Source organism: Exiguobacterium aestuarii (assembly GCF_020171655.1).
GTDB lineage: Bacteria > Bacillota > Bacilli > Exiguobacteriales > Exiguobacteriaceae > Exiguobacterium > Exiguobacterium aestuarii_A.
In genome coordinates this window covers 867,067-888,801 of sequence record NZ_JAIVAC010000001.1, presented here as the reverse complement: position 1 = coordinate 888,801, position 21,735 = coordinate 867,067, and the positions used below count along the sequence as shown (strand labels likewise).

The following is a 21,735-nucleotide window of genomic DNA, read 5'->3' as shown; positions in this document are numbered from 1 at the left end:
AACCACCCGACGAGCTTGGTAAACAACCGTGGCTAATAAGAGCACGGTCTTCCCAAGAAGCTCCCACTTCAATTTGCAAAGCAAATAAGTGGCGAGTAGTTCACTCATTCTCCTCTTTTTTCAACTTGCGTTGTCTAATACGCCACATCATCGACGTTATAAACGCCGCCCATCCACCGAGTACAAGGATATAAATTGCCAAGAATAACACAAATTCTCCATAGTCTTCGAGCTTTTCAAATGGATTTTGAATAATCATCGGTTCGGATAATATACCGACCATCATCAATGGAATGAAGAATAGAAAGAAACGTTTCCAAAAGTAATGTTTATATGGTTGTGACAACGTCTGCTCCATAATCGTACCTCCTCAATTGAATTACACTTATTTACATATATGATAGCATGTTCTCAATTGATGTTGGATGATTGGTCTTTATTTTTTAGGCAAATTCAAATGAAAAGAGGGTGGCCGATTCATTCAGTCACCCTTTAGTCAATTCATTCACTTGTTGAAGTCAGTTCTCCCGTCCCGAACGTCGCGCTAAAAGCACGGCACCAAATCACTACGGTGCTATATTCTGACAGATCGATATCTGCCGGAACTAAATAGTTTTGGTTTCCTGTATTCCCTTTAAGTGCTCCAAGTCGAATCCCTTCGGTCGTCTCTTGTCCGGGTTTCATCAAATAGACGAATAAATCAGGTCCGTTTGTCGTCTCGAACTCTTCAAATCGAAGATACGTCCCGTCTTCTGCCTCGACGGAGCGAATCGTGCCGGTTGTCTCATAATTTTTCTCCCCGTCCATGAACACACCCGCTACTTCGGTTTGATTCGGTTGTGCTTCCGGTGTCTCTTCCTCTGTCTCTTCTTCTGGAGCAGGCGTCTCAACAGCTGTCGGTGGTAATCCTTCATCGACTGTCTCTGTCAAGAAAAGCGGTGAGATGAGCCACCAGGCGACGGCGATCACGGCTATGCCGATCACACCGATGATGAGTTTCGTACTTGTATTCATGTATGAGTCCTCCTTCTCGGATGTATGAACCATTATTAGCCTTTTCCCGATTATTGGGCTTATAAAAAGACGCGAATGCTAACATTCGCGCCTGATGACCGTTATACGGTTTCGGTCCAGTTCTCCTCAATGAACTCGTCACGTCCCGAGATGGCCCGGTCTTCTTTATAGTGTTTTGGATTCTTTTTGTGGTAATCCTGGTGATACTCTTCCGCTTCGAAGAATGTCGTCGCCGGAGTGATTTTTGTGACAATCGGTGAGGTGAAACGACCACTTGCAGCTAACACATCGCGACTCGCCTCAGCCGCGATTCGTTGTTCCTCCGTGTGATAGAAGATGGCTGGGGCATACTGAGGCCCACGGTCTTGGAATTGACCACCGTCATCGGTCGGGTCGGTCTGAATCCAATATAGCTCGAGGAGACGCTCATATGAGAACAGAGATGGGTCATATGTGATTTGAACGACTTCTAAATGACCAGTCGTTCCCGTTTTGACTTCTTCATACGTCGGATTGTCGACCTCTCCGCCCATATAGCCGGATACGATTCCTTCAATCCCTGGTAGTTCTTCAAAAGGTGTTACCATGCACCAAAAACAGCCACCTGCAAATGTTGCTTTTTCCATCTTGTCGTTCCCTCCAAATCGTATTTCAACAAAAAAGCGCTCACGTCGGATGACATGAGCGCTCTCGTCATATCGTCCAAGGTTTCCCTTGCTGGTCGTAGCACCTTGCCTATGGCAGGTTGCTGTGAAGTCATGGAGCCAGATCTCTCGTTCACTCTTGATATCGATATGTAGTTGGTGAGAGCATCATACCACCCTCAAAATACTTTCGTCAATGATTCGGTTTTCGCTTCAACTGAAAAATCGTCAAGACGATGATGAATCCGATCAACCCGATTGAAATGTACGGACCATACGGCACATTTTCTCCGTATAACTGCAAGAAAAATAGACCGAACACAGCGAGAAGCACGAATATGTAGGAGCGTGTCATAGGAACCTCCTGTTTTTTCTTAAGTGTAACAAGAACACATCGACTTGGCGATACGAAAAGGAAATCAGGCATAGAGCACGAATAAAGTGGGAGAGATAAAGGAGGAATGTAGGATGGAACAAATCCAATTACATGAACTGACGATTGAACGTGCACATCGTGGGTATAAAGAAGGACAATTCACGGCACGAGACATAACAGCGTATTATCTTAGAAGGATTGCTGCATATAATGAGCGACTTCATGCCGTCATCCAGGTGAATCCAGACGCACTTTTCGAGGCAGAGGCAGCAGACCGGGCCTATAAAAAAGGAGTACGCAAACCGCTCCTCGGCATCCCCGTCTTAATTAAGGACAATATCGAGACAGCCGGTCTGATGCGTACGACAGCAGGTGCCGCCGCCATGCGACATCATTTTGCAGGTCGAGATGCCGAGCTCGTAAAACGATTACGGGCTGACGGGGCCATTATTCTCGGAAAAGCGAACCTGTCCGAGTGGGCGAACTTTTTAACGGAAGATATGCCTAATGGTTGGAGTGCTGTTGGCGGACAAACGAAGAATCCTTATGGCGACCAATTAGATGTCGGGGGATCGAGTTCTGGATCGGCTTCGGCGGTTGCGGCGAACTTGACACTCCTTGCCGTTGGATCTGAGACGAGCGGCTCGATTGTACACCCGAGTGTGCATAATAGTATCGTCGGAATCAAGCCAACCGTTGGCTTGATTAGTCGTTCAGGAATCATTCCGATCTCACGTTCTCAAGATACGGCTGGACCGATGGCGCGTACCCTTCGTGATGCGGTCGTTGCGTTACAGACAATGTGTGGTGAAGATTCGACTGATCCTGCGACATGGGAAACTCCAGTCGGACCGCCTTATGTGACATGTCTCGATGTCCGTCAAGCCGTCGGGATGCGTGTCGGATTTATCAAGCCAACTATTTCAGACGAAGAAGTCGGATTGTATGAACAGGCACTTCGATTGTTGCGTCAAGCCGAGGTTGAACTCGTCGAGATCACGTTACCGAAACACGATGCATTAGAACAGGCAGATATTTTATTTGATGAATTTAAGCTTGGGATTGAGGCGTATCTTGCGAACACAACTGTGCCATTTAAGACGCTTTCAGACTTGATCGAATGGAACGCGGACCACCCCGAAACGATTCCGCACGGGCAGACCATCTTTGAACAGTCAGATGCACGTTCAGGGCGTCTCGTCGAAGCTAGTTATCTCGACCGTCGGATTGATGATGTTCATCTCGCAAAAGTGGACGGAATGGATGAGCTATTAAAAGGGCAAAAACTGGACGCGATCGTCCTGCCACATGACATGAACTATGATATGGCTGCGAAAGCAGGACACCCGACAATCACGGTCCCTTATAAACGAAAAGAGAGCGGGGCCCCGTTCGGTCTATCGTTCACGGGAACGAGCTTTGCGGAAAGAGATTTGATTCGTGTCGCTTATGCGTTCGAACAGTTCATCACACGACCGACGCCTCCAGATTATTCGTAAGTTGCACCCGTCTCTGACGTCCGCTACAATGGTACGTATGCGGATTAGAGAAAGGACAGGTTAGAATGAAATCATCTATATACGGGTTGACGTTCGATCAACTCACAAACGAGTGCACGGAAGCAGGATATGGTGCCTTCCACGCACGTCAAGTCTGGGACTCGCTCTACATCGACCGGGTCAAATCGATGGACGCGCTGAACGTCCGTGACGAAGTACGCGATTACTTAACTGAGAAATACGTCATCTCGACACAAGAACTGTTCGTTAAACAAGAAGCGGGCGATGGAACGGTCAAATTCTTACTTAAATTGCATGACGGTCACTATATCGAGACGGTGCTCATGCGTCATAAATATGGTCGCTCGGTCTGTGTGACGACACAGGTCGGTTGTAACATCGGATGCAGCTTCTGTGCGAGCGGCTTGTTGAAAAAGACACGTGATTTGACGGCTGGTGAGGTCGTCGAGCAGATCATGACTGTCCAACATTTCCTCGATGAAGAAGGAGAAGGGGACCGCGTCAGTCATATCGTCGTTATGGGAATCGGTGAACCGTTCGATAACTTCGATAACTTGGTCGACTTCTTGCGCGTCGTCAAAGATGAGCGTGGTCTTGCAATCGCCCCACGTAAAATCAACGTGTCGACGAGTGGACTTGCGGACAAGATCTATAAGTTTGCGGACCTCGACTTGCGCATCAACTTGGCGCTCTCTCTACATGCTCCAAACGATGAATTACGCACACGTATCATGAAAATCAACCGGGCGTTCCCGCTTGATAAACTCATGCCGTCGATTCGCTATTACGTCGAGAAGACGAATAAACGGATCACATTCGAGTATATCTTGCTCTCGAAAGTGAACGATTTACCGGAACATGCGGAAGAACTCGCGGACTTGATTGAAGACATCAAGGACAAGTCTTACATCAACTTGATTCCATATAATCCTGTCAACGAGCATATCCAATATGAGCGAAGCACACCGGAAGATATCATGGCGTTTTATGATATCTTGAAAAAGCGTGGTGTCAACACAGGTGTCCGTCTCGAACATGGGACAGATATCGATGCAGCTTGCGGTCAGCTCCGCAGTAAGCATATGAACGTCGAAGGCGCGAAGTAATCAAATGGCCTCTCCGAATTTTTCGGGGAGGCCATTCGCTTATCGTTTTTGTCCGACATATTGAATCACAGCTGATTCGCCGTGATGGAGTGTCCCTTCTTCTCGCCATACGACATTCTCGTTTAAGACGAGAGAAATGAAATTGTCTTCGAGTTGGTGGAACATCTCCTCATTGTAAAGAAGTGAGAGGTTTTTTGGTCCACCTGTTCCGTATGCGAGTTGATTTGTAGAGTACACTTCGGTCAGGAATACGCCACCAGGTCGTAGTGTTTTTTGAATACCGGCGAGCACCTTTTCTCTGACATGTGGAGGAAAGTGGCCGAAGATACAGATGACTAGGTCATACGTATCTTGCGACCAGACCGCTTCATTCAAGTCAATCTGCTTCGTCTGAAGGGAGACGTTTCGTGAAGTTGCCAAGCGCTTCGCTTTTTCGAGTCCAACTTTCGAAGCGTCCCACATCTCGACGTCGAAGCCGAGCGTGGCGAGCCAGACTGCGTTTCGACCTTCCCCCTCAGCGATGGCCAATACACGTTTTCCTTCGATCTGATGAGAGGTGATCCATTTTTGTAAAAACTCGTTCGGCTCTGTCCCATACACATAATCCTCCGAGCTAAATCGTTCATCCCATTTAGACAAGACATTCACTTCCTCTCTACTTTTCTTTCACTATAGCAAATCGAACGGACGACGGTGAAAATCCATCACGATTTTCTGAATTCATGCATAGTCGAGATGGGAGAAGGGAATAGATTTCTGAACTAATGGATAGAGTGGAGGCTAAGTAATGGAGAAAGTAGATGCGTCGTTATGGATTCGGGTACGAAATACGCTTGGTGAAGGTCCTTGTTGGGATGCTGAGTTAAAGCGTTTTTATTGGGTAGATATTGAAGGTCATACGTTATGGTGGTATGACGAGCAAGAAGACGAGATTTCTTCTTTTGAAGTTGGGAAACAGGTCGGTTTTGTCATTCCAAAAGTGACAGATGGTGTCGTCCTTGGATTGAAAGATGGAATCTATGAATGGGATGAAATTAATCGAGATTTAAATAAGATTGTCGAGTTGGATGACCCTGATGGTCGATTACGTTTCAACGACGGGAAAGCCGATCCATATGGTCGTATTTTTGCAGGTACGCTCCATCTTGAGGATGAAGAAAACGAAGCGACATTGTATCGAGTCGATCGAGATGGAACGACAACATCACTCATGGATGAATTGACACTTTCGAACGGGTTGACATGGTCGCCTGACCATTCCGTTTTTTATCATATCGATACACCGACTGAAAAAATTCGGAAATATGATTTTGATTTGAAGTCAGGAACGCTCTCAAACGGAGAGGTCGTCGTTGATTTCTCAGAGGAAGAAGGTTTTCCTGACGGAATGACGTCCGACTCTGAAGGCTGTCTATGGATTGCACATTATGCTGGTGGACGAGTGTCACGTTGGGACCCATCGACAGGTAATAAATTATTGGAAGTGCATGTTCCTGCACCGAATGTCACCTCATGCGCCTTTATCGGGGATGGACTAAATCGATTAGCCATCACGACGGCTCGTGAAGGAATGGATGAGGAGGCGCTTTCCAAATATCCGGATGCGGGATCGGTATTTATCGTCGACACAGAAGTGAAAGGGATGCCATTGTATCGTTTCGGTCGCTGAGGAGGAAATACGATGGTGAGACGACTGTTGGTTCGAGCAGGTATTGGGTTGGCAGTTGCTGCAGCAGTTAAGATGGGGATTCAAAAGATCCAAGAAAATCGAGCACGTGAAAAAGACCATTCGTACCTCGACCCGAAGTGGGATGAGGTGCCGAGCGTCGATTCAGACAAAGATGAGGATGAAGTCGGATTGACTCAACTCGACTCGATTTATCGGGCTGAATGGCAGGCGAACGCTTACCCACGCTCAGAGGCAGAACGAAGAGCGTTGGAAGAATGATTATACTTTCTTCGAAAACACGTCCGTGAGGCGTGTTTTTTTGTTGACAAAAAGATGTTCCCATTCCATTATATAAAAAGTAATCATTACGATTTAAATGGAGGATATATCATGAAACGAATTCCAATTACGGTACTCTCGGGGTATCTTGGTAGCGGCAAGACGACGCTGCTTAACCACATCTTACATAACCGAGATCACAAGAAATATGCCGTCATCGTGAACGATATGAGCGAATTGAACATCGATGAGAAGTTGATCGAGCAGGGAGGATTCTCCCGGACGGATGAAAAATTAGTCGAACTTTCGAACGGATGTATCTGTTGCACGCTTCGCGAAGATTTGTTGACAGCTGTCTATGATTTAACGAAAGATCGCGACCTCGATGGCATCATCATTGAGTCTTCTGGTATCTCTGAACCGATTCCCGTTGCACAGACGTTCACGTATGCTGACGACGCGCTCGGAATCGATTTGACGAGCCGTGTCTATATCGATGCGATGGTCACCGTCGTCGATGCATACCGTTTCTTTAAAGATTTCAATTCCGGTGAATCGCTTATGGAACGTCAACAAGCCGTCGATACAGGTGACGTGCGTGAAGTCGTCGACCTACTCGTCGACCAAGTCGAGTTTGCGGACATCATCGTTTTGAACAAGGCGGACAGGGTATCTGAAGAAGAACTGCAGGAGATGAAGGGCTTACTGAAAACGCTCAATCCGAGTGCTAAGTTGTTGACGTCGACCTACTCGAATGTGGCGTTAGACGACCTACTAGACGTCCAGTTGTTCGATTTTGACCAAGCGATGCGCGCCGCAGGTTGGATTCAAGAACTTGAGTCGGAAGAACATACGCCGGAGACAGAAGAGTATGGTATCAGTTCGTTCGTTTACCGTCGGCGTCGACCATTCCATCCTGAGCGTTTGATGAATTGGATGGAACATTACCCTGAAGAAATTGTTCGTGCCAAAGGTTTCTTGTGGATTGCGACACGAAACGACCTCGCTTGTCTGTTTTCACAAGCTGGGTATGCATCAACGCTCGAACATGCGGGGCGTTGGTTAGCGACACTTCCGGAGAGTGAACGAGAGGCTATGTTTGCAACCGAACCTGAACTGCGCGAAGACTACATCGAGCCGTACGGAGACCGACAGAACGAATTGGTCCTCATCGGTCAACGAATGGACCGGGAGACGGTCGAGCGGTCACTTGACACTTGCTTGTTGACGGATGAGGAGATGGAAACATCGTGGGATACGCTCCATGATCCGCTCCCTGGTACAGGTCAATTCGTCACGTATTCAGATTGACCGTTTACAAAAGATTAAAACATCGCTATACTGTGACTGCATAAGTAACCGCATAATAATGACTGCACTAGGGGTGCTTCGGCTGAGATGAGAGCATGGCTCCGATCCCTTATAACTCGATCCAGATAATACTGGCGTGAGGAAGTGCGGCACTTTCTCTATGCAAGTTTGTATAGATTTTGTTGCTGCATTCTCATGAATGCGGCTTTTTTTATGCAAACACATTTAGAGGGGGAAATAGAATGAATGAATCATGTGGTACGAGTCCGATTGTCGGGTTTCGATTCACACTGAGCCCGATGACAGACGATTTTGTCGGGACAATCAAAGGTGCTCTAAAACGAACGGATCTGTCAGGTGTGTGGAGACATACGGATGACGTGTCGACGGTCATCCGTGGACGAGTCGAGCATGTGTTTGACGTCGCTCGAACGGTGTTGAGTCTTGCTTCGGAGGAAGGGAAGCACGTCTCGATGAGCGGAACGTTCTCTGTCGGTTGTCCAGGAGATTCAACGGGAGATGAGGCACTCGAGGCTCCGAGCGAACCATCAAACGGTGCATCAAGAGACCAGTATGTGTCTTCGCAGTTCGCACTCTATCCGATGGGTGCTGACAATTACATGGAACTCATCTATGAAGAAATCGAGCAAGCAAAACAGACTGGTGTCTATAACGAGTCGATGCATTATGCATCAGGCATTCATGGGAACTTAGATGACGTGTTCTCGTACTATGAGGCGGCTTTTAAGCGGACGCGCGAAAAGAACCAACATGTTGTCATGACGGTGACGTTCAGCGTAAATAGTCCGTCACATGGAGGGCGACATGCTTAAATCGTGGAAATTGAAAGAAGTCGTCCTTGTCTCCGTATTATCTGTTGTCTTCGCGGTCGTCTATTTATTGTTCGTTCATATCGGTAACTTGTGGGCAGGGTTGATCGGTCCCATCGCCTACGAGTGGATCTTTGGCATCTGGTTTATCGTATCGATTATCTCGGCATACATCATTCGCAAACCGGGGGCGGCATTCATCTCAGAAGTGATGGCCGCAACGATTGAGATGTTGATTGGGAATGCCATTGGGCCACGCATCATCTTGGTCGGCATTGTTCAAGGTTTAGGGGCAGAAGCCGTCTTTGCGATGACGGGCTACAGACGTTATGAGCTATGGGTACTCATGCTTGCCGGATTTGGGTCGGCTGTCACGAGTTTCGTCTATACATATTTCATGAGTGGGTTCGCGATGTTAGAGCCAGGTTATGTGGCGACGATGTTCGGGCTGAGAGCCATCAGTGGGATGGTCATCGCTGGAATCGGTGGGAAGTTGCTCAGTGACCTATTGCTGAAGACAGGATCACTTCGCGGTTATGCGATTTCACGAAGTGGGAACGTCCATGGTTGAGACAGAGTCACTTCATTTTCGATTTCTAGAGAGTTCTGAGGCGATTCTTGAAGACGTGACCGTTTCAATCCGTCAAGGTCGTACGATTCTTAGTGGGGCGAGCGGGAGCGGGAAGTCGACACTTCTCGCGCTATTCAACCGTCTCTATCCGGAGAATTGTGACGGAATCCTTGATGGTAGACTCGAACTACTTGGACGATCATACGACGACTATGCACCTGGCGAAATCAATCAGCGGGTTGGGACGGTGTTTCAAGACCCGGATACGCAATTTGTCATGGAACGGGTGGAAGAAGAACTGATCTTCACACTTGAGAACTTGTCGACACCTGTCTCAGATATCGAACAACGCGTGACGGAAATCCTCGAATCGTTACAGTTGAGTGATTATCGAAACCGAAAAATCGATTCGTTGTCAGGCGGACAGAAACAGCGGATTGCTGTTGCGTGCGCTCTAGTCGGAAGACCGGAATGGCTTCTGCTCGATGAACCGTTGACGCATCTAGACCCAGTGACCGCGCAAGAATTTGTAAAATGGCTCGACAAGATGAAAGACCTGAACGTCATTGTCGTCGAGCATCGCCCTCATCTATGGGGAGATTACTTTGACTGGCATATTGAGTTAGAGCGAGGGTGTGTCGTTAGGAATGAATCATTCCGTTCGGTCGAGGATTTTTCATTTGTGAAGTCGAACGCGTCACTCTCAGCTATTCAACGCTACAAGGTTAAAGAGGTCAGACGTGATTCGTTTCAGCTCAACGAGACGGTGCTCCACGTCCGGGCTGGAGAAGTGATTGCCATTCTCGGACCGAATGGGAGCGGGAAGTCGACATTTTTAAGAAGCTTAACAGAACACGATCATCGGGTCGGACTCGTGCCACAATCACCAGAACATCTATTTTTTATGAACTCCGTTGTGCGAGAGTTGCAGTTTGGTCACGAAACATCAATTGAGACCGTGTTATCTGACATGGAGCTTCATAATCAGAGATTCCTCCATCCGTTATCCCTTAGCCATGGTCAAAAACGGAGGCTCGCAGTTGGAATCCAGTCGCTATCGAATAAGCAATTGCTTGCATTCGATGAACCGACTGCAGGTCAGGACGAAGCGTCACTCCATGCACTCGAGGCGCTGATGAAGCGGCATGCGGAACAAGGGCAGACCATCCTGTTCGTAACCCATGACCTATCGTTCGCCAATATCGCCAATACGTTCTATTTGATGAAGGATGGGGAACTTTCGGGACCGTTCGGGGATGAACTATGGCAGAACACAGAGATGCTCCTTGATTATCGATTGAAGGGGAGGGGAGAACGATGTCACTCCATGACATGAATCCGACGGTGAAATTTGTGACATTGACGCTCATTATGTTCGGTCTGGCGCTGTTCTATAACCCTAGGACCCCGCTCGTCATCATTGTCGGTACGCTACTGATTCAGCTGGTGGCGACAGACGTATCGTGGAAGAAATGGGGAATGTTCTTAATTCCATTTCTCATCACGGCGATCGGTACGTTTTGGACGACGCTCGTGTTTGGGAAAAATCTTGAGGGAGAGACGTGGATGACCATACTCGGTCAGGACATCACAGATGAAGAGAGACGTATTGCCGTTGCCCTTAGTCTTCGTGTCCTGGCGTTCACGGTCCTCTCCCTTCTTTTCATGATGACAACGGATTCAAAGCGATTCGTTATGAGTTTGATGCAACAGGCGAAGTTATCGCCAACAATCGCCTATAGTGCCCTTGTCGGGTTCCGTTTCATCCCATTGTTGCAGCGTGAGCTACAGCAACTCCAATATGCACATCAGCTGCGAGGTGTACCGTTCAACACGAAATGGGAACGCCTTCGGCACGTTCCGAAATTACTGTTGCCACTCCTTGCAGGTTCGATCCGACGAGCCGAACGCATCGCCTTCTCGATGGAAGCGAGAGGGTTCACGAGTGGAAAACGAACGATTTATGACAAGGTTGAGGTCAAATCAAGTGATTTTGTTTGGTCAGGTGTATTACTCACGTTATTTGGAATCGCCATCTGGGCGGGCATATAAAAAGGAAGGTGACTCACATGGAGTCATCTTCCTTCTTCGTTTCCTTCACAATCCGAAACTTTGGTTTTACCGATTCATTGTTGAACGCCTCGAGCACCGTGTTCTCGTTGGCCATACGAATCTGTTGCGGTTCACCTTTAGCGGTCGTACCGATACAGTACATATTGGACTCGTAATCGGCAAAGAGCGATTTATAGGATGTCGCATGGTGCATCAATCGACCAGGCGAGCCCCAACCGACGATGATCATTCCGCCGCTCGCTTCCACCTCTTGTAACGTCTCTTCGACATAGTGATAATTCGTCTCGTCGAGCTGCGATTCCACATATGGAAGATTATCGTTGATGGCAAGTGTTGGCACGAGACTGATGACACGCATCTCCCGAATCGGTTGCGACAAATGATTTTGCATCAACATATAAGCACGTTGCGTTGTCGTACCTGATAAAAAGGCATCGCTCATACGCGGTGAATAGATGATGACGGCACAAATTACTCCATCCTCGACATCCGTGAACTCATACGTTCGCAAATAACGTTTCGTTTTGTCTTCGTTGAAAATCGATTTTACGCGGATGGTTACTTCTTCTATATGCGTATTCATTTCCATTCCTCACTTTTTCATGTAAACATCAGCCGAGTGTCTTAAACCACTCGACGTATCGAATCGTATAATAAGCGACATGTTGACTGAACGTGTCCCGCTCATCCGGGATGACCGTCACACTTGATTCATAATTCTCATAGTATGTCATGACATCAGTGACATACTGCTCACTTCGATTGTACTCGAAGATGGCGTTCCGTATCGATGTGACTGAATCTGTCTTTTTCCCGCCGTGTTCACTTAAATAATACGCCGCCGTGTGGGCAGAATCAACAAGACTATGCGGGTCTGCCTTGCCATCGCCATTCCCGTCACGACCGAGACCCCCGTATTGTTCGATTAAAGCCAGATCCGTCAGATCGACTTCGTCTTCTGGAACATCGCCTTTTTGATCATCCGTATCATATTCCCAACCTAGCCAAGTGCGAGGCATAAATTGAAATGGTCCGATTGCCCCAACAGAGGAGCGCATCGAAGAACTGTGTGAGAAGATCGTCTCGACGCGATGTACAGCAGCAAGCAGACGCCAGTCCACATCGTATGCCTCCGCGGCGTCCTGATACACAGTGAGATTAGCGTTCGGTACACCGTGCTCGCCATAATAGGTTCGATACAATCCATTGTTTACTTTATCATGTTGACCGAACCAGCCAATTGCCCCGAGCAAAAGCACGAGTACAATGATGAAACCGGTCAGTCGCAGCATCATACGTTTCAAGATACCGCCTCCTAGCTTTTAGACAATACCCGAATAGTGTAGCATATAGCTAAGAGGAAGGACAGGAGTGGATATGGATGCTCGAACGATTGATTTTCACGGCAATTATTGGATACATGTTGATCGTCCAAATCTTTAACGCAAAACTGATTCGTCCATTGATTGAGACGAAAGGACGGACGTGGGTATACGACCAAACCGTTAAATCAGCATGGGGACTGACCTTGTTGATTGTAGCTCTCATTTTTTTATTTCAAGTACCGCCATCGGAAGTAGGTTTGACATTTTCGCCAGAACCAGGCAACGAACAGGCGTGGCAAGTCTTTTTCCTATCATGTATTCTCGTCACAGTGACACTCGTTTTTTATCTGTTAGTCAAGACCTCATCCCGATTACGACGTGTCCTACGCCCGTACTATGAGCTTGATTTAGAAAAGCTCCTCCTGCCTAGAACGAAGAAAGAGGAACAGGAATGGAGTGCCGTCTCGGTCACAGCAGGTGTGACCGAAGAGTTCATCTTTAGAGGCGTTCTGCTTTATACGATTACACTATATATCGATGGGTCGAACGTCACTCTTGCGCTAATTGGTGGGGCACTCTTCGGCATCGCACATGCCTATCAAGGCGTCAAAGGAGTATTGACGACGGGCATTGTCGGTTTTGGTCTCGGTCTCCTATATTTAGGTATGGGTGTCTTATGGCCGGTCATGGTCTTGCATGTACTACTTGACTTGATTGCTGGACCAATCCATGTCGATGCAAAAAACCATTGACCGCATCTTCATATGCAGGGGCGTCCTTGATCATACAATCTGTATGTTCTGCTCCGTCAATCAAGAGCAAATCGTTTTGGCGGTTCAACGCGTTCATCTCGACTGACATCCACGTCGGGACGAAATCATCTTTTGAGCCGTGTACGAATAAGATTGGGGTCGTCGTTTCAGTGACGGCCTTTTTCGGTTGTACTTGCTTCATGGTGAACCCGGCACGAGACCATAAGAAATAATTGATTCCGGGAAGGAAGAGCTCTGCCGGTATCCGATGCAATTCTTTCAATTGGTATCGCATCAAATGCCCCATATCGTCAAACGGACATTCTGCGATGACAAAATCGACGTCTGTGAGCGGAGTCGTTTGAAGGACCGTCGCTGCACCCATCGAGACTCCGTGAAGACCGATTTGTTCGACTGTTTCATTCGTTTTCAACCATTCGACCCAATCGATCATATCGATTTTTTCATGATATCCGTAAGAAGCATAAACGCCTTCGGATTCCCCATGTGACCTTAAGTCGACAGCAAGCAAGTTATATCCGAGACGATGGAACATGGCGAGATGAGGCGCCATAAAACTATGTGAAGCGGTATAGCCATGTACAAACACAATCCATTTCGTCGAGGCGTCATTCCGATAAATTCGACCATAGAGTCGATAATCGTCCCTCGACTGTATGGAGACGTGTTCAAATGGGACATCATGATAGAAGGCACGGTCCTCTTCCGTGTATGGAGCAAGTAACATCTCCGGTGTTTTCCGTTTCCCTCGAGTCATCCGTTTGAAAGCATAGTAGCTGATTGCGTAATAACCAGTGAAAAGTGAAGCTAATCCGATTTGCCATTTTCGTTGCATATGATCGACTCCTTTCAACGTAATTGTACCCGAAACGAAGAGAAATCGTGCTGTTTTCTGACGTAAGTTGGGTTCTTACGTCCCATAACCTCAAAGTTTATATGTCAATCCTCTTCTCGCATCACATAATGATACACGCTATGATCGATAAACAATCTATAAAGGGGATCAGAACAGTGATGGAACGAGCGGATAGCTATCGAATGATTCAATGTGTGTTGAGTAATCCAAATGGGGCATTCGAAAGAGATGTGACCTTTAGATGGACATGTGACGGTGACGAGCGAATCGTTGGTCTCGTGTTTGATTTGTTGCTCGATCGTTATTTTCTACACAATAAAACGAGCCTGCACACCGAGGTTCAGGAAATCGCAAAATCGACGGGATGCCGACCAGAAGAGGTCGTCCGTGCGTTTGCCTGTCTCTCGGGTATACGACTCGAATCAAATCATATTGCGGAGCGGTTCATGGTCATTGAAGGTGCCGACATCTCGCAACAGGGAGAGATCGGGGTCACCGTACGTTTCGGTGGCTGGCTCACGCATCAGCTTCAACAAATCTGTCAACGTGAACCGATGTTTAGCTATTGACCTCAGTCAATGTGCCATCGATGACACGCAGTACACGATCACATACATCGAGCATGCGTTCATCGTGCGTGATGACGACGACGCTTCGTCCTTCACGATGTGCTTGTTGTGACAGCAACTCCATCACACGCCGTCCGTTCTCGTAATCTAGACTCGCCGTCGGTTCATCCGCCAAAATGAGTTGTGGCGAATTAATCAAGGCTCTAGCGACGGCGACGCGTTGTTTTTCTCCTCCAGAGAGTGTCGTCGGGAGATGATGTAATCGATGTTCTAATCCAAGCTTCACTAGCAGTTGTTTTGCGTCGGCATCCTTATTTTCTTGAATGAGATCGAGCTGTTCGAGCACTGTCAGATAAGGGATCAGATGTGCTTGTTGAAATACAAACCCGACTTCATGTAGTCGGAGAAGCCGTCGTTTTTCCTCGTCCAAATCAAACACATCTTGTTCATTCATGGAGAATGTTCCTTGATCTGGTTTTCGGAGTAGACCGAGAATATATAACAACGTACTCTTCCCGCTCCCACTTGGACCGACGATAGCGATGCATTCTCCGGGTGATACGTGTAAATTGATATCGTTCAGAACGAGCTGACCATCGAATTGATGCGATACATGCTCTAGTCTCATGATGCTTTCCCTCCTATAATTTCAATCGCGTCGATTTGGCGAAGCTTCCAGAGCGGAAGGAATGCACCAAGAATCGATAAGATGATGAACATGGAACCAAATAGAGAAACGTGACCGATATCGACGATAAATGGCATCGACGATGGAATCACGGCATCAGCGATATACATAATCGCGATGGACGCCGCGACAGCGGATGATACGATGACGATGACTTGGAAGAGCAATGCCTGTCCGATGATTCGTGGGGAAAGACCGATTGCTTTCAAAATACCGAGTTCCGGTAGCTTTTGTAAGGTGAACAGATAAAAGAATGCGGTCAAAATAAAGGTTCCGATGACCAGTAAGAATGCCCGCATCATCGTAAATGTGCTCTGCTCGGCGCTATAACCGGGAACAGATTCGATGATTTCCTGTTGACTCATCGTGAGTGTATCGGATGCCGAATCATGTGCTCCAATCACGGCAGATACATATGGACGTTGTTCGGAATATCGTAAATAGTCGAACCACGTTTCATTTGTCGTATAGAGGACGGGGCCATGGCTGTATCTTCCGAGGGCCTCACCAGCGATTGTAAAGTCATACGCTGACACGAAGTCGGTCAAGGTATCACCAATCTTCACGTTCTCTGAAAGGCTAGAATCGAAGACCACTTCACCTTTTTGTAGACCTTCTACTGGCCCAATCTTGCTCCCGCTAGGAAGGGCGAAGAGCGTCACCTCCTCTTTCTTTCCATCAATTGTGACCGTGAGCGGGCGGACACTCATCGTTTCAGTTGAAGCATCAGTTGGGACGTCCAAAAAGGAGCGCGTCAACTGGCCATCTGAATCTTTGTCGAGTCTATACGTTGAAACGTTCAATTCGTGTAGGGCAGAACCGTTGTCATATGCTAGTCCGTCTGCAAGCCCCGTGATCAAGGTCGTTAACATGACGATCATGAGCGTGATCACGAACAGCATCGAAAACTTTCGTTTTTGTCGCCACATTTCTTTCCATCCTAATTGCATAAAAAAACCTCCTTCAAGTTCTATGAAGGAAGTGTAATCGTTCAATATGAACGGAATATGAACAGCGTCAAAAATGAAGATGGAACGTCGTCCCGATCCCTTTAGTCGATTCGAGGGTGATCTGTCCACCGTGCAAGGCGATGATGTCTGATGTGATGGCGAGGCCTAACCCGGTTCCCTGAGTCGTTCGTGCGGCATCGCCTCTGAAAAATCGGTCAAATACATGACGTTTCGTCTCCTCATCCATTCCGATTCCTTCATCGATAAAGGAGACGCATACCCTAGGATTGACGGTGCATCTGATTCGGATCGTTCCACCATCGTTTGAAGCATGAATGGCATTGACTAATACATTGTTCCACACTTGTGCGAGGAGGACGGGGTCACTCTTCAATTTAACATCAGACGGAATGTCGGTCATGACGGCAATCCCTTTTTGGTCGAGCAAAAAGGCGTTCATCTGTATGACCTCTGAGATAGACTGTAACACGTTCACATCCGACGCAAGAGTCGGAGGATGTTCATCTAAACGAGATAACAGTAAGAGTTGTTTGGTCAATTGAGATAAACGTCTCGTTTCTTGTTCGATGACGCGTGCATATTCTTTCGATACACCGTCGGTATCATCAGCCAACTTTTCCGCATAGCCGACGAGTGACGTCAAAGGTGACTGAAACTCATGAGAGACATTCGAGACGAATCGACGTTGCCGTGCTTCGGTCTGCTTGATCACATTCGTCATCTCTTGGAACTGTCTCGCTAACGTTCCGATTTCATCTTTTCGTTCAATAGGCAGATGTTTCGGCTCTAGTCTCATGGCCACGTCAGTCGTCGCGGCTGTGAGCGTTTTTAACGGTCGAACGAGCGAACGAGTCGACATCGCAATCAAGCTGAACGCGAGAATGGTAACGAGTGCGAAGAACATGCCGACGAAAAGGTGAAGCTCTCGGATTTGGGCACTCAGGTCAGGTCGAATGAAGACGACATCCCCATTGTCGAGTGTCCATCCGTACGTATTCGTCAATTCATTATCAAACAGCCCTAAAAGGAACAGGTGAAATGGGAAATCACGCATTCCTTGATAAGGTGTGCCTTCACGAACAGATGAAATCACATCGTCAGGAATCGATTCATCTCTAAACGAACCACCATAGCGCAATCGTGTATTTGTCGAATCAATCACTACCAATTGGTAACCTGTCGCAGCCAAAAAAGAATAAAATGCGTCTTCGTCTGCATCGGTATGTTCTGAGAAATAGGTCGACGCCTGTTTTGCGATTGCCTCGGTCTTCTCACTATAGGAAGGTTGCCACCACGTATAGTAAGCGACATTACTAATCAATAACGAAATGGCTCCAGAAATGAGCAGAATAAAAAACATGGTGAGAATGATTCGAGTATATAATGTCTTCATTTCAATACCTCTAGTGAATATCCGACACCGCGCACTGTCCGAATTGAAAGGGCAGGGTGGTCGAACCTGTGACGAAGTCGTTTGATGTGCACATCGACGGTTCGTTCATCTCCTTCGAAATCAAATCCCCATACGAGCTCAATCAACTCTTCGCGACGATATACCCTGCCTGGGAATGAAGCGAGCTGAAACAATAGTTCAAACTCTTTTTTGGGAAGGTAGAACAATTGATCGTCGAGTTTCACTTCATATTCGGTTAAATCCAACTGTAGCGGTCCTGCTTGAATACGCGAAGCAGATGAGCGGTTATATCGCCTTGAAACGGCTTGTAATCGGAATAGTAGTTCCTCCGGGATGAAAGGTTTTGTCATATAGTCATCTGCCCCGTGCTCAAACCCTTGACGTTTATCTTCCCATTCGCCGAGTGCCGTCAATAAAATGACAGGAATATCAAGTTCCGTTTTCAGGCGGCGACACAATTCCCGACCATCTATACTTGGTAGCATTATGTCGATAATCGCTGCATCAATCGACTGAGTCCTATATAGCTGCTCGCCTGACTTCCCGTCTGTTGCAATGAAAACATCGTGACCTGCATCTTCGAACGTCTCTTTCACAAGACGTAAAATAGAAGGGTCATCTTCCACGATGAGTAAACGCATGTCAATCGTTCCTTTCTTTAAAACTATACACGCGAAACGAGGTGACCCATACGGCGTCACCTCGAGTCGAATCAGTTCAATTGTTTCGTCATTTCCTCGTGCAAGGCGCGAAGCGCACGGATGAATGCATCTTTGAAATACTTATCTTCTTGTGTCTCTAATGTCTGAATCGCTTTTTGATCGCCCGTTGATGCTTTTAAGAGCAGATTCACAACTGTTCCCCAACGTTTGACGTGTTCTGGTCTCGGATGATTAAGGGCGGTTGTCAACGTAAACCAAAACGGTTGATCGCGACGTTGAAGGGTGGCAATCATTTGTTTTGCAAGTAGAGCTTCTTCTTCGGAAGGAAGGGTCGCCGTCGCGAACCATCCGAGTAATGAGGCACTCATCGATTCGAGTTCTTGCTTCATCGACTGTTCCATCGGCAAACGTCCGAAATCCGTGACGTTGACAAACACTAAGCGGTCTTTTGGATCGATATGAGTGACCCATCCCGTGACCGATTTCATTTTGTCCCGTTCTTTAGACTGTGCTTTACATGTATACCCTTGTTGTTTTCCGATATAAATACGGAACTGCCCCCGGTCGACATGTTTGTCCACTTTAAACTCAATGTCTTGTCCGACTTGAAACGGCTGGTTCCGCTTATTCAGCGTCTGTCCTTTTTTCAACTCAGGTCGTTTCGAGATGTGACGCAGCGCTTCTTGTTCGGTGCGATCATCCAACGTCCAAAGGTTGTGGGGCGTCACATTTTTGAAACGATGGCGTCGAACATAAATATATTGGTCAAGCGCGTCAATCGCGTCAGCGGCAGGTAGTGTACCATTCAAATAGTCATCAGCGATGTCTCGTAACGTGAGTGATTCGAGACGGTCGATATATCCTGCGTATGGAATCGTCTCGACGACATATAAAGCGGTCGCAATCAATTCACTTTCACGAGGGGTCAACGGTCGTTTGGCCATGGTGCACTTCCTCTCTAGATTCATACGAATAGTATATCAAAAACCATGCAATCGTTGCGAATTCAACTGAGATTTGGAAAAACATACGGAATGGACAGGATTTCCACATCCCATCACGAATAGTAACGTGTAGAGAATCGGATGAAGGAATGAAAAGTGAGGTGAGACAATGAAGCTCTCCATCGAACCTGGTGATTATGTTGTCTTGATTGAAATCAATAAAGAAGTATTAAAATGTGTCTCCCTCGAAGAAGCGGATCAGGCAGACCGAATCAGATACGAACTAGTCGGACGGATGAGTGAACGGTTACCAGCTGAAGTCATCGTCCCGTCCATCATCGACTACATTCGCTTTGGAAGTGGATATATCGGGGATCGTATCGTCTGGGATGCAGAAACAGAGTCTTTTTTTTGTCAGCAATTTGAGACAATCGACGGCTCTCCGCTCGGAGAAGATTTAGAAGGATTTCGTCCCGACCCAAGTCGAGTTGAACTGGCGCGGTATTATACGTATTTGACCATCGGACGAATTGTCGAATATGAGATGTTACATCCTGATGAACCAAGCTATTGGTAAACTATTTAAAAAATAGGTAAATCTGCTATTTGTTTTGCAATAATAAAGTAATCAATCATTTGTTCGAATGGAGTGTGTCAAATGAAGAAACTTTTATTGGGTTTAACGATAGCAGCATTTATCTCTCCTCTGCATTCGTATGCAGAAAAACCTGTCGTGTTAGAGAAACATAGTTATCAAGTGAGTGAACCGAAGTATAAAAATCAATATTATATTAATCAAAGTGAAACGAATAAGGCGTGGAATGTTACAAGGGGATCATCTGATATTTTGGTTGCGTTGATTGATTCCTCTGTAGACCATACACATTCTGAGTTAAAAAGTGTTCCTCGCATTCTTAACTCGATGAAGGGTCCTTATAGTGCTGATTATCATGGAACCCATACTTCTGGGATAATGGCAAGTAAACACAATAAATCCGGAATTGCTGGTATGGCACCTTCTGTTCGATATGACTTTTACAATGTCTTTTATGGAAAAAACTCTGAATATACAGATTCTTGGACAGTTGCAAAAGCGGTTGATAAAGCAGTGGCCAACGGTGCAACAATTATTAATCTATCTTTAGGTGGAGACGAATATGATAAAGTTCTTGCTAATTCCATTAAGACGGCAAGATCTAAAGGAGTCACAATTGTTGCTTCTTCAGGAAACGATTCTTCTAATAAAATATCGTTTCCAGCTAGTATGAAAGAGGTTGTTGCAGTGGGAGCGGTCGATGCTAAGCATCGGATTGCAGATTTTAGTAACATGAACAAAGACGTAAAAATTGTTGCTCCAGGTGTTAGTGTTTTATCTCTCGGTGTTAAAAATCAGTACGTATACATGGACGGTACTTCAATGGCAGCACCGATGGTCACTTCTGCACTTGCTTTAGTAAAATCAGTAAACCCTTATTTAAATCCGTCTGAAATTGACAACTTGATTGCCAAAATGCCAAAATCGAACGGAAAATCGTATACAGAATTAAATGTGAAACGTCTATTAGATGCAACACCTCAGCCGATTATTGTAAGTTCTCCTCAGAACATATTAGAGCCATATGTACGAAATGTGCGTGTGAAGCTTGGTACTGCTAAAAAAGTAAAAACTAGTTTGGCATTATATCAAGGTTCTAAGAAGATAAAAACACTGCCAGTTAATAAAGAGTTCACAATGTTTGCAAATGGTGATTGGTTATCGAGTGGACAATATAAGTTAGTAGCAAAAGTTAGCGATGGGACTTATAAACGCGAAACAAGTAAAACATTCAACTATGTAAACAATACGAAGACTAAAATTCGAATTAGTGCTAAAGATAAGAAAACGTTTGAGGTTGATCTTTCAAGAAAAGGTAACGTTGAAGTAAGAGATGTTGAAGGGAAGATTGTTTTTTCTGGAAAACGTCCGGTTGGAACATTCTTTATAAATGGTGATACGAATAAAACGATGACATTTGTCTTGAAACCAGATGATCGTAATCAGAAGAGTGTTAAGACGATTTATTACCCATAATATTTGCTAAAGTTATATTTTATGTAAAATAAAGGTGAAAGAGGAAGTTTGTCAATTCTTCCTCTTTCA

26 protein-coding genes and 2 riboswitches are annotated in these 21,735 nt (G+C 46.4%); of the genes, 13 read left to right on the top strand and 13 right to left on the bottom strand.

All coding sequences use genetic code 11. The features are described 5' to 3' along the window. Positions 1-100 precede the first annotated feature (100 nt). From LCM29_RS04725 to LCM29_RS04710, 4 genes are all read right to left on the bottom strand, one after another. The gene (locus LCM29_RS04725) at positions 101-358 is read right to left on the bottom strand and encodes a hypothetical protein (protein WP_224861234.1); all 258 of its coding nucleotides are present in this window, start codon (positions 356-358) and stop codon (positions 101-103) included. 143 nt (positions 359-501) lie between these two features. After that, complete coding sequence (locus LCM29_RS04720) at positions 502-1,014, bottom strand: DM13 domain-containing protein (RefSeq protein WP_224861232.1); 513 nt, start codon at positions 1,012-1,014, stop codon at positions 502-504. Positions 1,015-1,115: 101 nt separating this feature from the next. After that, a complete protein-coding gene (gene msrA / locus LCM29_RS04715) occupies positions 1,116-1,640 on the bottom strand; it encodes a peptide-methionine (S)-S-oxide reductase MsrA (protein ID WP_224861230.1) in 525 nt (174 codons plus the stop codon). Positions 1,641-1,707: 67 nt separating this feature from the next. Next, positions 1,708-1,807, bottom strand: a riboswitch (SAM riboswitch). A gap of 44 nt (positions 1,808-1,851) precedes the next feature. Beyond that, positions 1,852-2,013 (bottom strand): hypothetical protein, encoded by a 162-nt coding sequence (locus LCM29_RS04710; protein ID WP_224861228.1) that lies wholly within the window; start codon positions 2,011-2,013, stop codon positions 1,852-1,854. Positions 2,014-2,126: 113 nt separating this feature from the next. On the opposite strand from LCM29_RS04710, the gene LCM29_RS04705 reads away from it, so the two are divergent. Then, positions 2,127-3,533, top strand: coding sequence for an amidase family protein (locus LCM29_RS04705; protein WP_224861226.1), 1,407 nt, complete (start codon positions 2,127-2,129; stop codon positions 3,531-3,533). A gap of 65 nt (positions 3,534-3,598) precedes the next feature. Then, positions 3,599-4,660, top strand: coding sequence for a 23S rRNA (adenine(2503)-C(2))-methyltransferase RlmN (gene rlmN / locus LCM29_RS04700; RefSeq protein WP_224861224.1), 1,062 nt, complete (start codon positions 3,599-3,601; stop codon positions 4,658-4,660). Between the two features lie 39 nt (positions 4,661-4,699). On the opposite strand, the gene LCM29_RS04695 is transcribed toward rlmN, so the two are convergent. Beyond that, a complete protein-coding gene (locus tag LCM29_RS04695) occupies positions 4,700-5,308 on the bottom strand; it encodes a class I SAM-dependent methyltransferase (RefSeq protein ID WP_224861222.1) in 609 nt (202 codons plus the stop codon). A 139-nt stretch (positions 5,309-5,447) separates the two neighbouring features. Between LCM29_RS04695 and LCM29_RS04690 the strand changes: the two genes are divergently transcribed. The 7 genes from LCM29_RS04690 to LCM29_RS04660 all read left to right on the top strand — a co-directional run bounded on the left by LCM29_RS04690 (position 5,448) and on the right by LCM29_RS04660 (position 11,372). Beyond that, positions 5,448-6,329 carry an SMP-30/gluconolactonase/LRE family protein gene (locus LCM29_RS04690; RefSeq protein WP_224861220.1) on the top strand — a complete coding sequence of 294 codons (882 nt, stop codon included), beginning with the start codon at positions 5,448-5,450 and terminating at the stop codon, positions 6,327-6,329. Positions 6,330-6,341: 12 nt separating this feature from the next. Next, a complete protein-coding gene (locus LCM29_RS04685) occupies positions 6,342-6,608 on the top strand; it encodes a hypothetical protein (RefSeq protein ID WP_224861218.1) in 267 nt (88 codons plus the stop codon). A 111-nt stretch (positions 6,609-6,719) separates the two neighbouring features. Beyond that, positions 6,720-7,919: a GTP-binding protein gene (locus tag LCM29_RS04680; RefSeq protein WP_224861216.1), complete on the top strand. Its 1,200-nt coding sequence runs from the start codon at positions 6,720-6,722 to the stop codon at positions 7,917-7,919. A 59-nt stretch (positions 7,920-7,978) separates the two neighbouring features. Beyond that, a riboswitch (TPP riboswitch) is annotated at positions 7,979-8,079 on the top strand. 82 nt (positions 8,080-8,161) lie between these two features. After that, positions 8,162-8,752 (top strand): Ykof family thiamine-binding protein, encoded by a 591-nt coding sequence (locus tag LCM29_RS04675; protein WP_224861214.1) that lies wholly within the window; start codon positions 8,162-8,164, stop codon positions 8,750-8,752. Further along, positions 8,745-9,320 (top strand): ECF transporter S component, encoded by a 576-nt coding sequence (locus LCM29_RS04670; protein WP_224861212.1) that lies wholly within the window; start codon positions 8,745-8,747, stop codon positions 9,318-9,320. Before LCM29_RS04675 ends, LCM29_RS04670 begins: the two co-directional genes overlap by 8 nt. Further along, complete coding sequence (locus LCM29_RS04665; RefSeq protein WP_224861210.1) at positions 9,313-10,656, top strand: ABC transporter ATP-binding protein; 1,344 nt, start codon at positions 9,313-9,315, stop codon at positions 10,654-10,656. The genes LCM29_RS04670 and LCM29_RS04665 overlap by 8 nt, the downstream gene beginning before the upstream one ends. After that, positions 10,638-11,372 (top strand): energy-coupling factor transporter transmembrane component T family protein, encoded by a 735-nt coding sequence (locus tag LCM29_RS04660; RefSeq protein WP_224861208.1) that lies wholly within the window; start codon positions 10,638-10,640, stop codon positions 11,370-11,372. Before LCM29_RS04665 ends, LCM29_RS04660 begins: the two co-directional genes overlap by 19 nt. Positions 11,373-11,385: 13 nt before the next feature. On the opposite strand, the gene LCM29_RS04655 is transcribed toward LCM29_RS04660, so the two are convergent. Then, complete coding sequence (locus LCM29_RS04655) at positions 11,386-11,976, bottom strand: DUF1643 domain-containing protein (protein ID WP_074035263.1); 591 nt, start codon at positions 11,974-11,976, stop codon at positions 11,386-11,388. A gap of 28 nt (positions 11,977-12,004) precedes the next feature. Then, entirely contained in the window at positions 12,005-12,688 is a 684-nt protein-coding gene (locus LCM29_RS04650) for a lytic transglycosylase domain-containing protein (RefSeq protein WP_224862738.1), read from the bottom strand. 86 nt (positions 12,689-12,774) lie between these two features. Between LCM29_RS04650 and LCM29_RS04645 the strand changes: the two genes are divergently transcribed. Continuing rightward, positions 12,775-13,470: a CPBP family intramembrane glutamic endopeptidase gene (locus tag LCM29_RS04645; RefSeq protein WP_224861206.1), complete on the top strand. Its 696-nt coding sequence runs from the start codon at positions 12,775-12,777 to the stop codon at positions 13,468-13,470. Here the strand turns inward: LCM29_RS04645 and LCM29_RS04640 are convergent. Then, complete coding sequence (locus LCM29_RS04640; RefSeq protein ID WP_224861204.1) at positions 13,403-14,326, bottom strand: alpha/beta hydrolase; 924 nt, start codon at positions 14,324-14,326, stop codon at positions 13,403-13,405. The genes LCM29_RS04645 and LCM29_RS04640 overlap by 68 nt on opposite strands. Before the next feature lie 179 nt (positions 14,327-14,505). Here LCM29_RS04640 and LCM29_RS04635 point away from each other — a divergent pair, with 179 nt between their 5' ends. Continuing rightward, positions 14,506-14,916: a hypothetical protein gene (locus tag LCM29_RS04635; RefSeq protein WP_224861202.1), complete on the top strand. Its 411-nt coding sequence runs from the start codon at positions 14,506-14,508 to the stop codon at positions 14,914-14,916. Here the strand turns inward: LCM29_RS04635 and LCM29_RS04630 are convergent. From LCM29_RS04630 to LCM29_RS04610, 5 genes are all read right to left on the bottom strand, one after another. Beyond that, a complete protein-coding gene (locus tag LCM29_RS04630) occupies positions 14,906-15,544 on the bottom strand; it encodes an ABC transporter ATP-binding protein (protein WP_224861200.1) in 639 nt (212 codons plus the stop codon). The two genes, LCM29_RS04635 and LCM29_RS04630, sit on opposite strands and share 11 nt — an antisense overlap. Continuing rightward, positions 15,541-16,554, bottom strand: a complete 1,014-nt coding sequence (locus LCM29_RS04625; RefSeq protein ID WP_224861197.1) for an ABC transporter permease — start codon at positions 16,552-16,554, stop codon at positions 15,541-15,543. Before LCM29_RS04625 ends, LCM29_RS04630 begins: the two co-directional genes overlap by 4 nt. A 67-nt stretch (positions 16,555-16,621) precedes the next feature. After that, on the bottom strand, positions 16,622-17,968 hold the full coding sequence (locus LCM29_RS04620) for a sensor histidine kinase (protein WP_224861195.1): 1,347 nt from the start codon (positions 17,966-17,968) through the stop codon (positions 16,622-16,624). Continuing rightward, positions 17,965-18,630, bottom strand: a complete 666-nt coding sequence (locus LCM29_RS04615; RefSeq protein WP_224861193.1) for a response regulator transcription factor — start codon at positions 18,628-18,630, stop codon at positions 17,965-17,967. Before LCM29_RS04615 ends, LCM29_RS04620 begins: the two co-directional genes overlap by 4 nt. A 71-nt stretch (positions 18,631-18,701) precedes the next feature. Next, positions 18,702-19,595: a hypothetical protein gene (locus LCM29_RS04610; protein ID WP_224861191.1), complete on the bottom strand. Its 894-nt coding sequence runs from the start codon at positions 19,593-19,595 to the stop codon at positions 18,702-18,704. 169 nt (positions 19,596-19,764) lie between these two features. Here LCM29_RS04610 and LCM29_RS04605 point away from each other — a divergent pair, with 169 nt between their 5' ends. Next, complete coding sequence (locus LCM29_RS04605; RefSeq protein ID WP_214782839.1) at positions 19,765-20,172, top strand: hypothetical protein; 408 nt, start codon at positions 19,765-19,767, stop codon at positions 20,170-20,172. A gap of 81 nt (positions 20,173-20,253) precedes the next feature. After that, positions 20,254-21,666, top strand: a complete 1,413-nt coding sequence (locus LCM29_RS04600) for a S8 family peptidase (protein ID WP_224861189.1) — start codon at positions 20,254-20,256, stop codon at positions 21,664-21,666. Positions 21,667-21,735 lie beyond the last annotated feature (69 nt).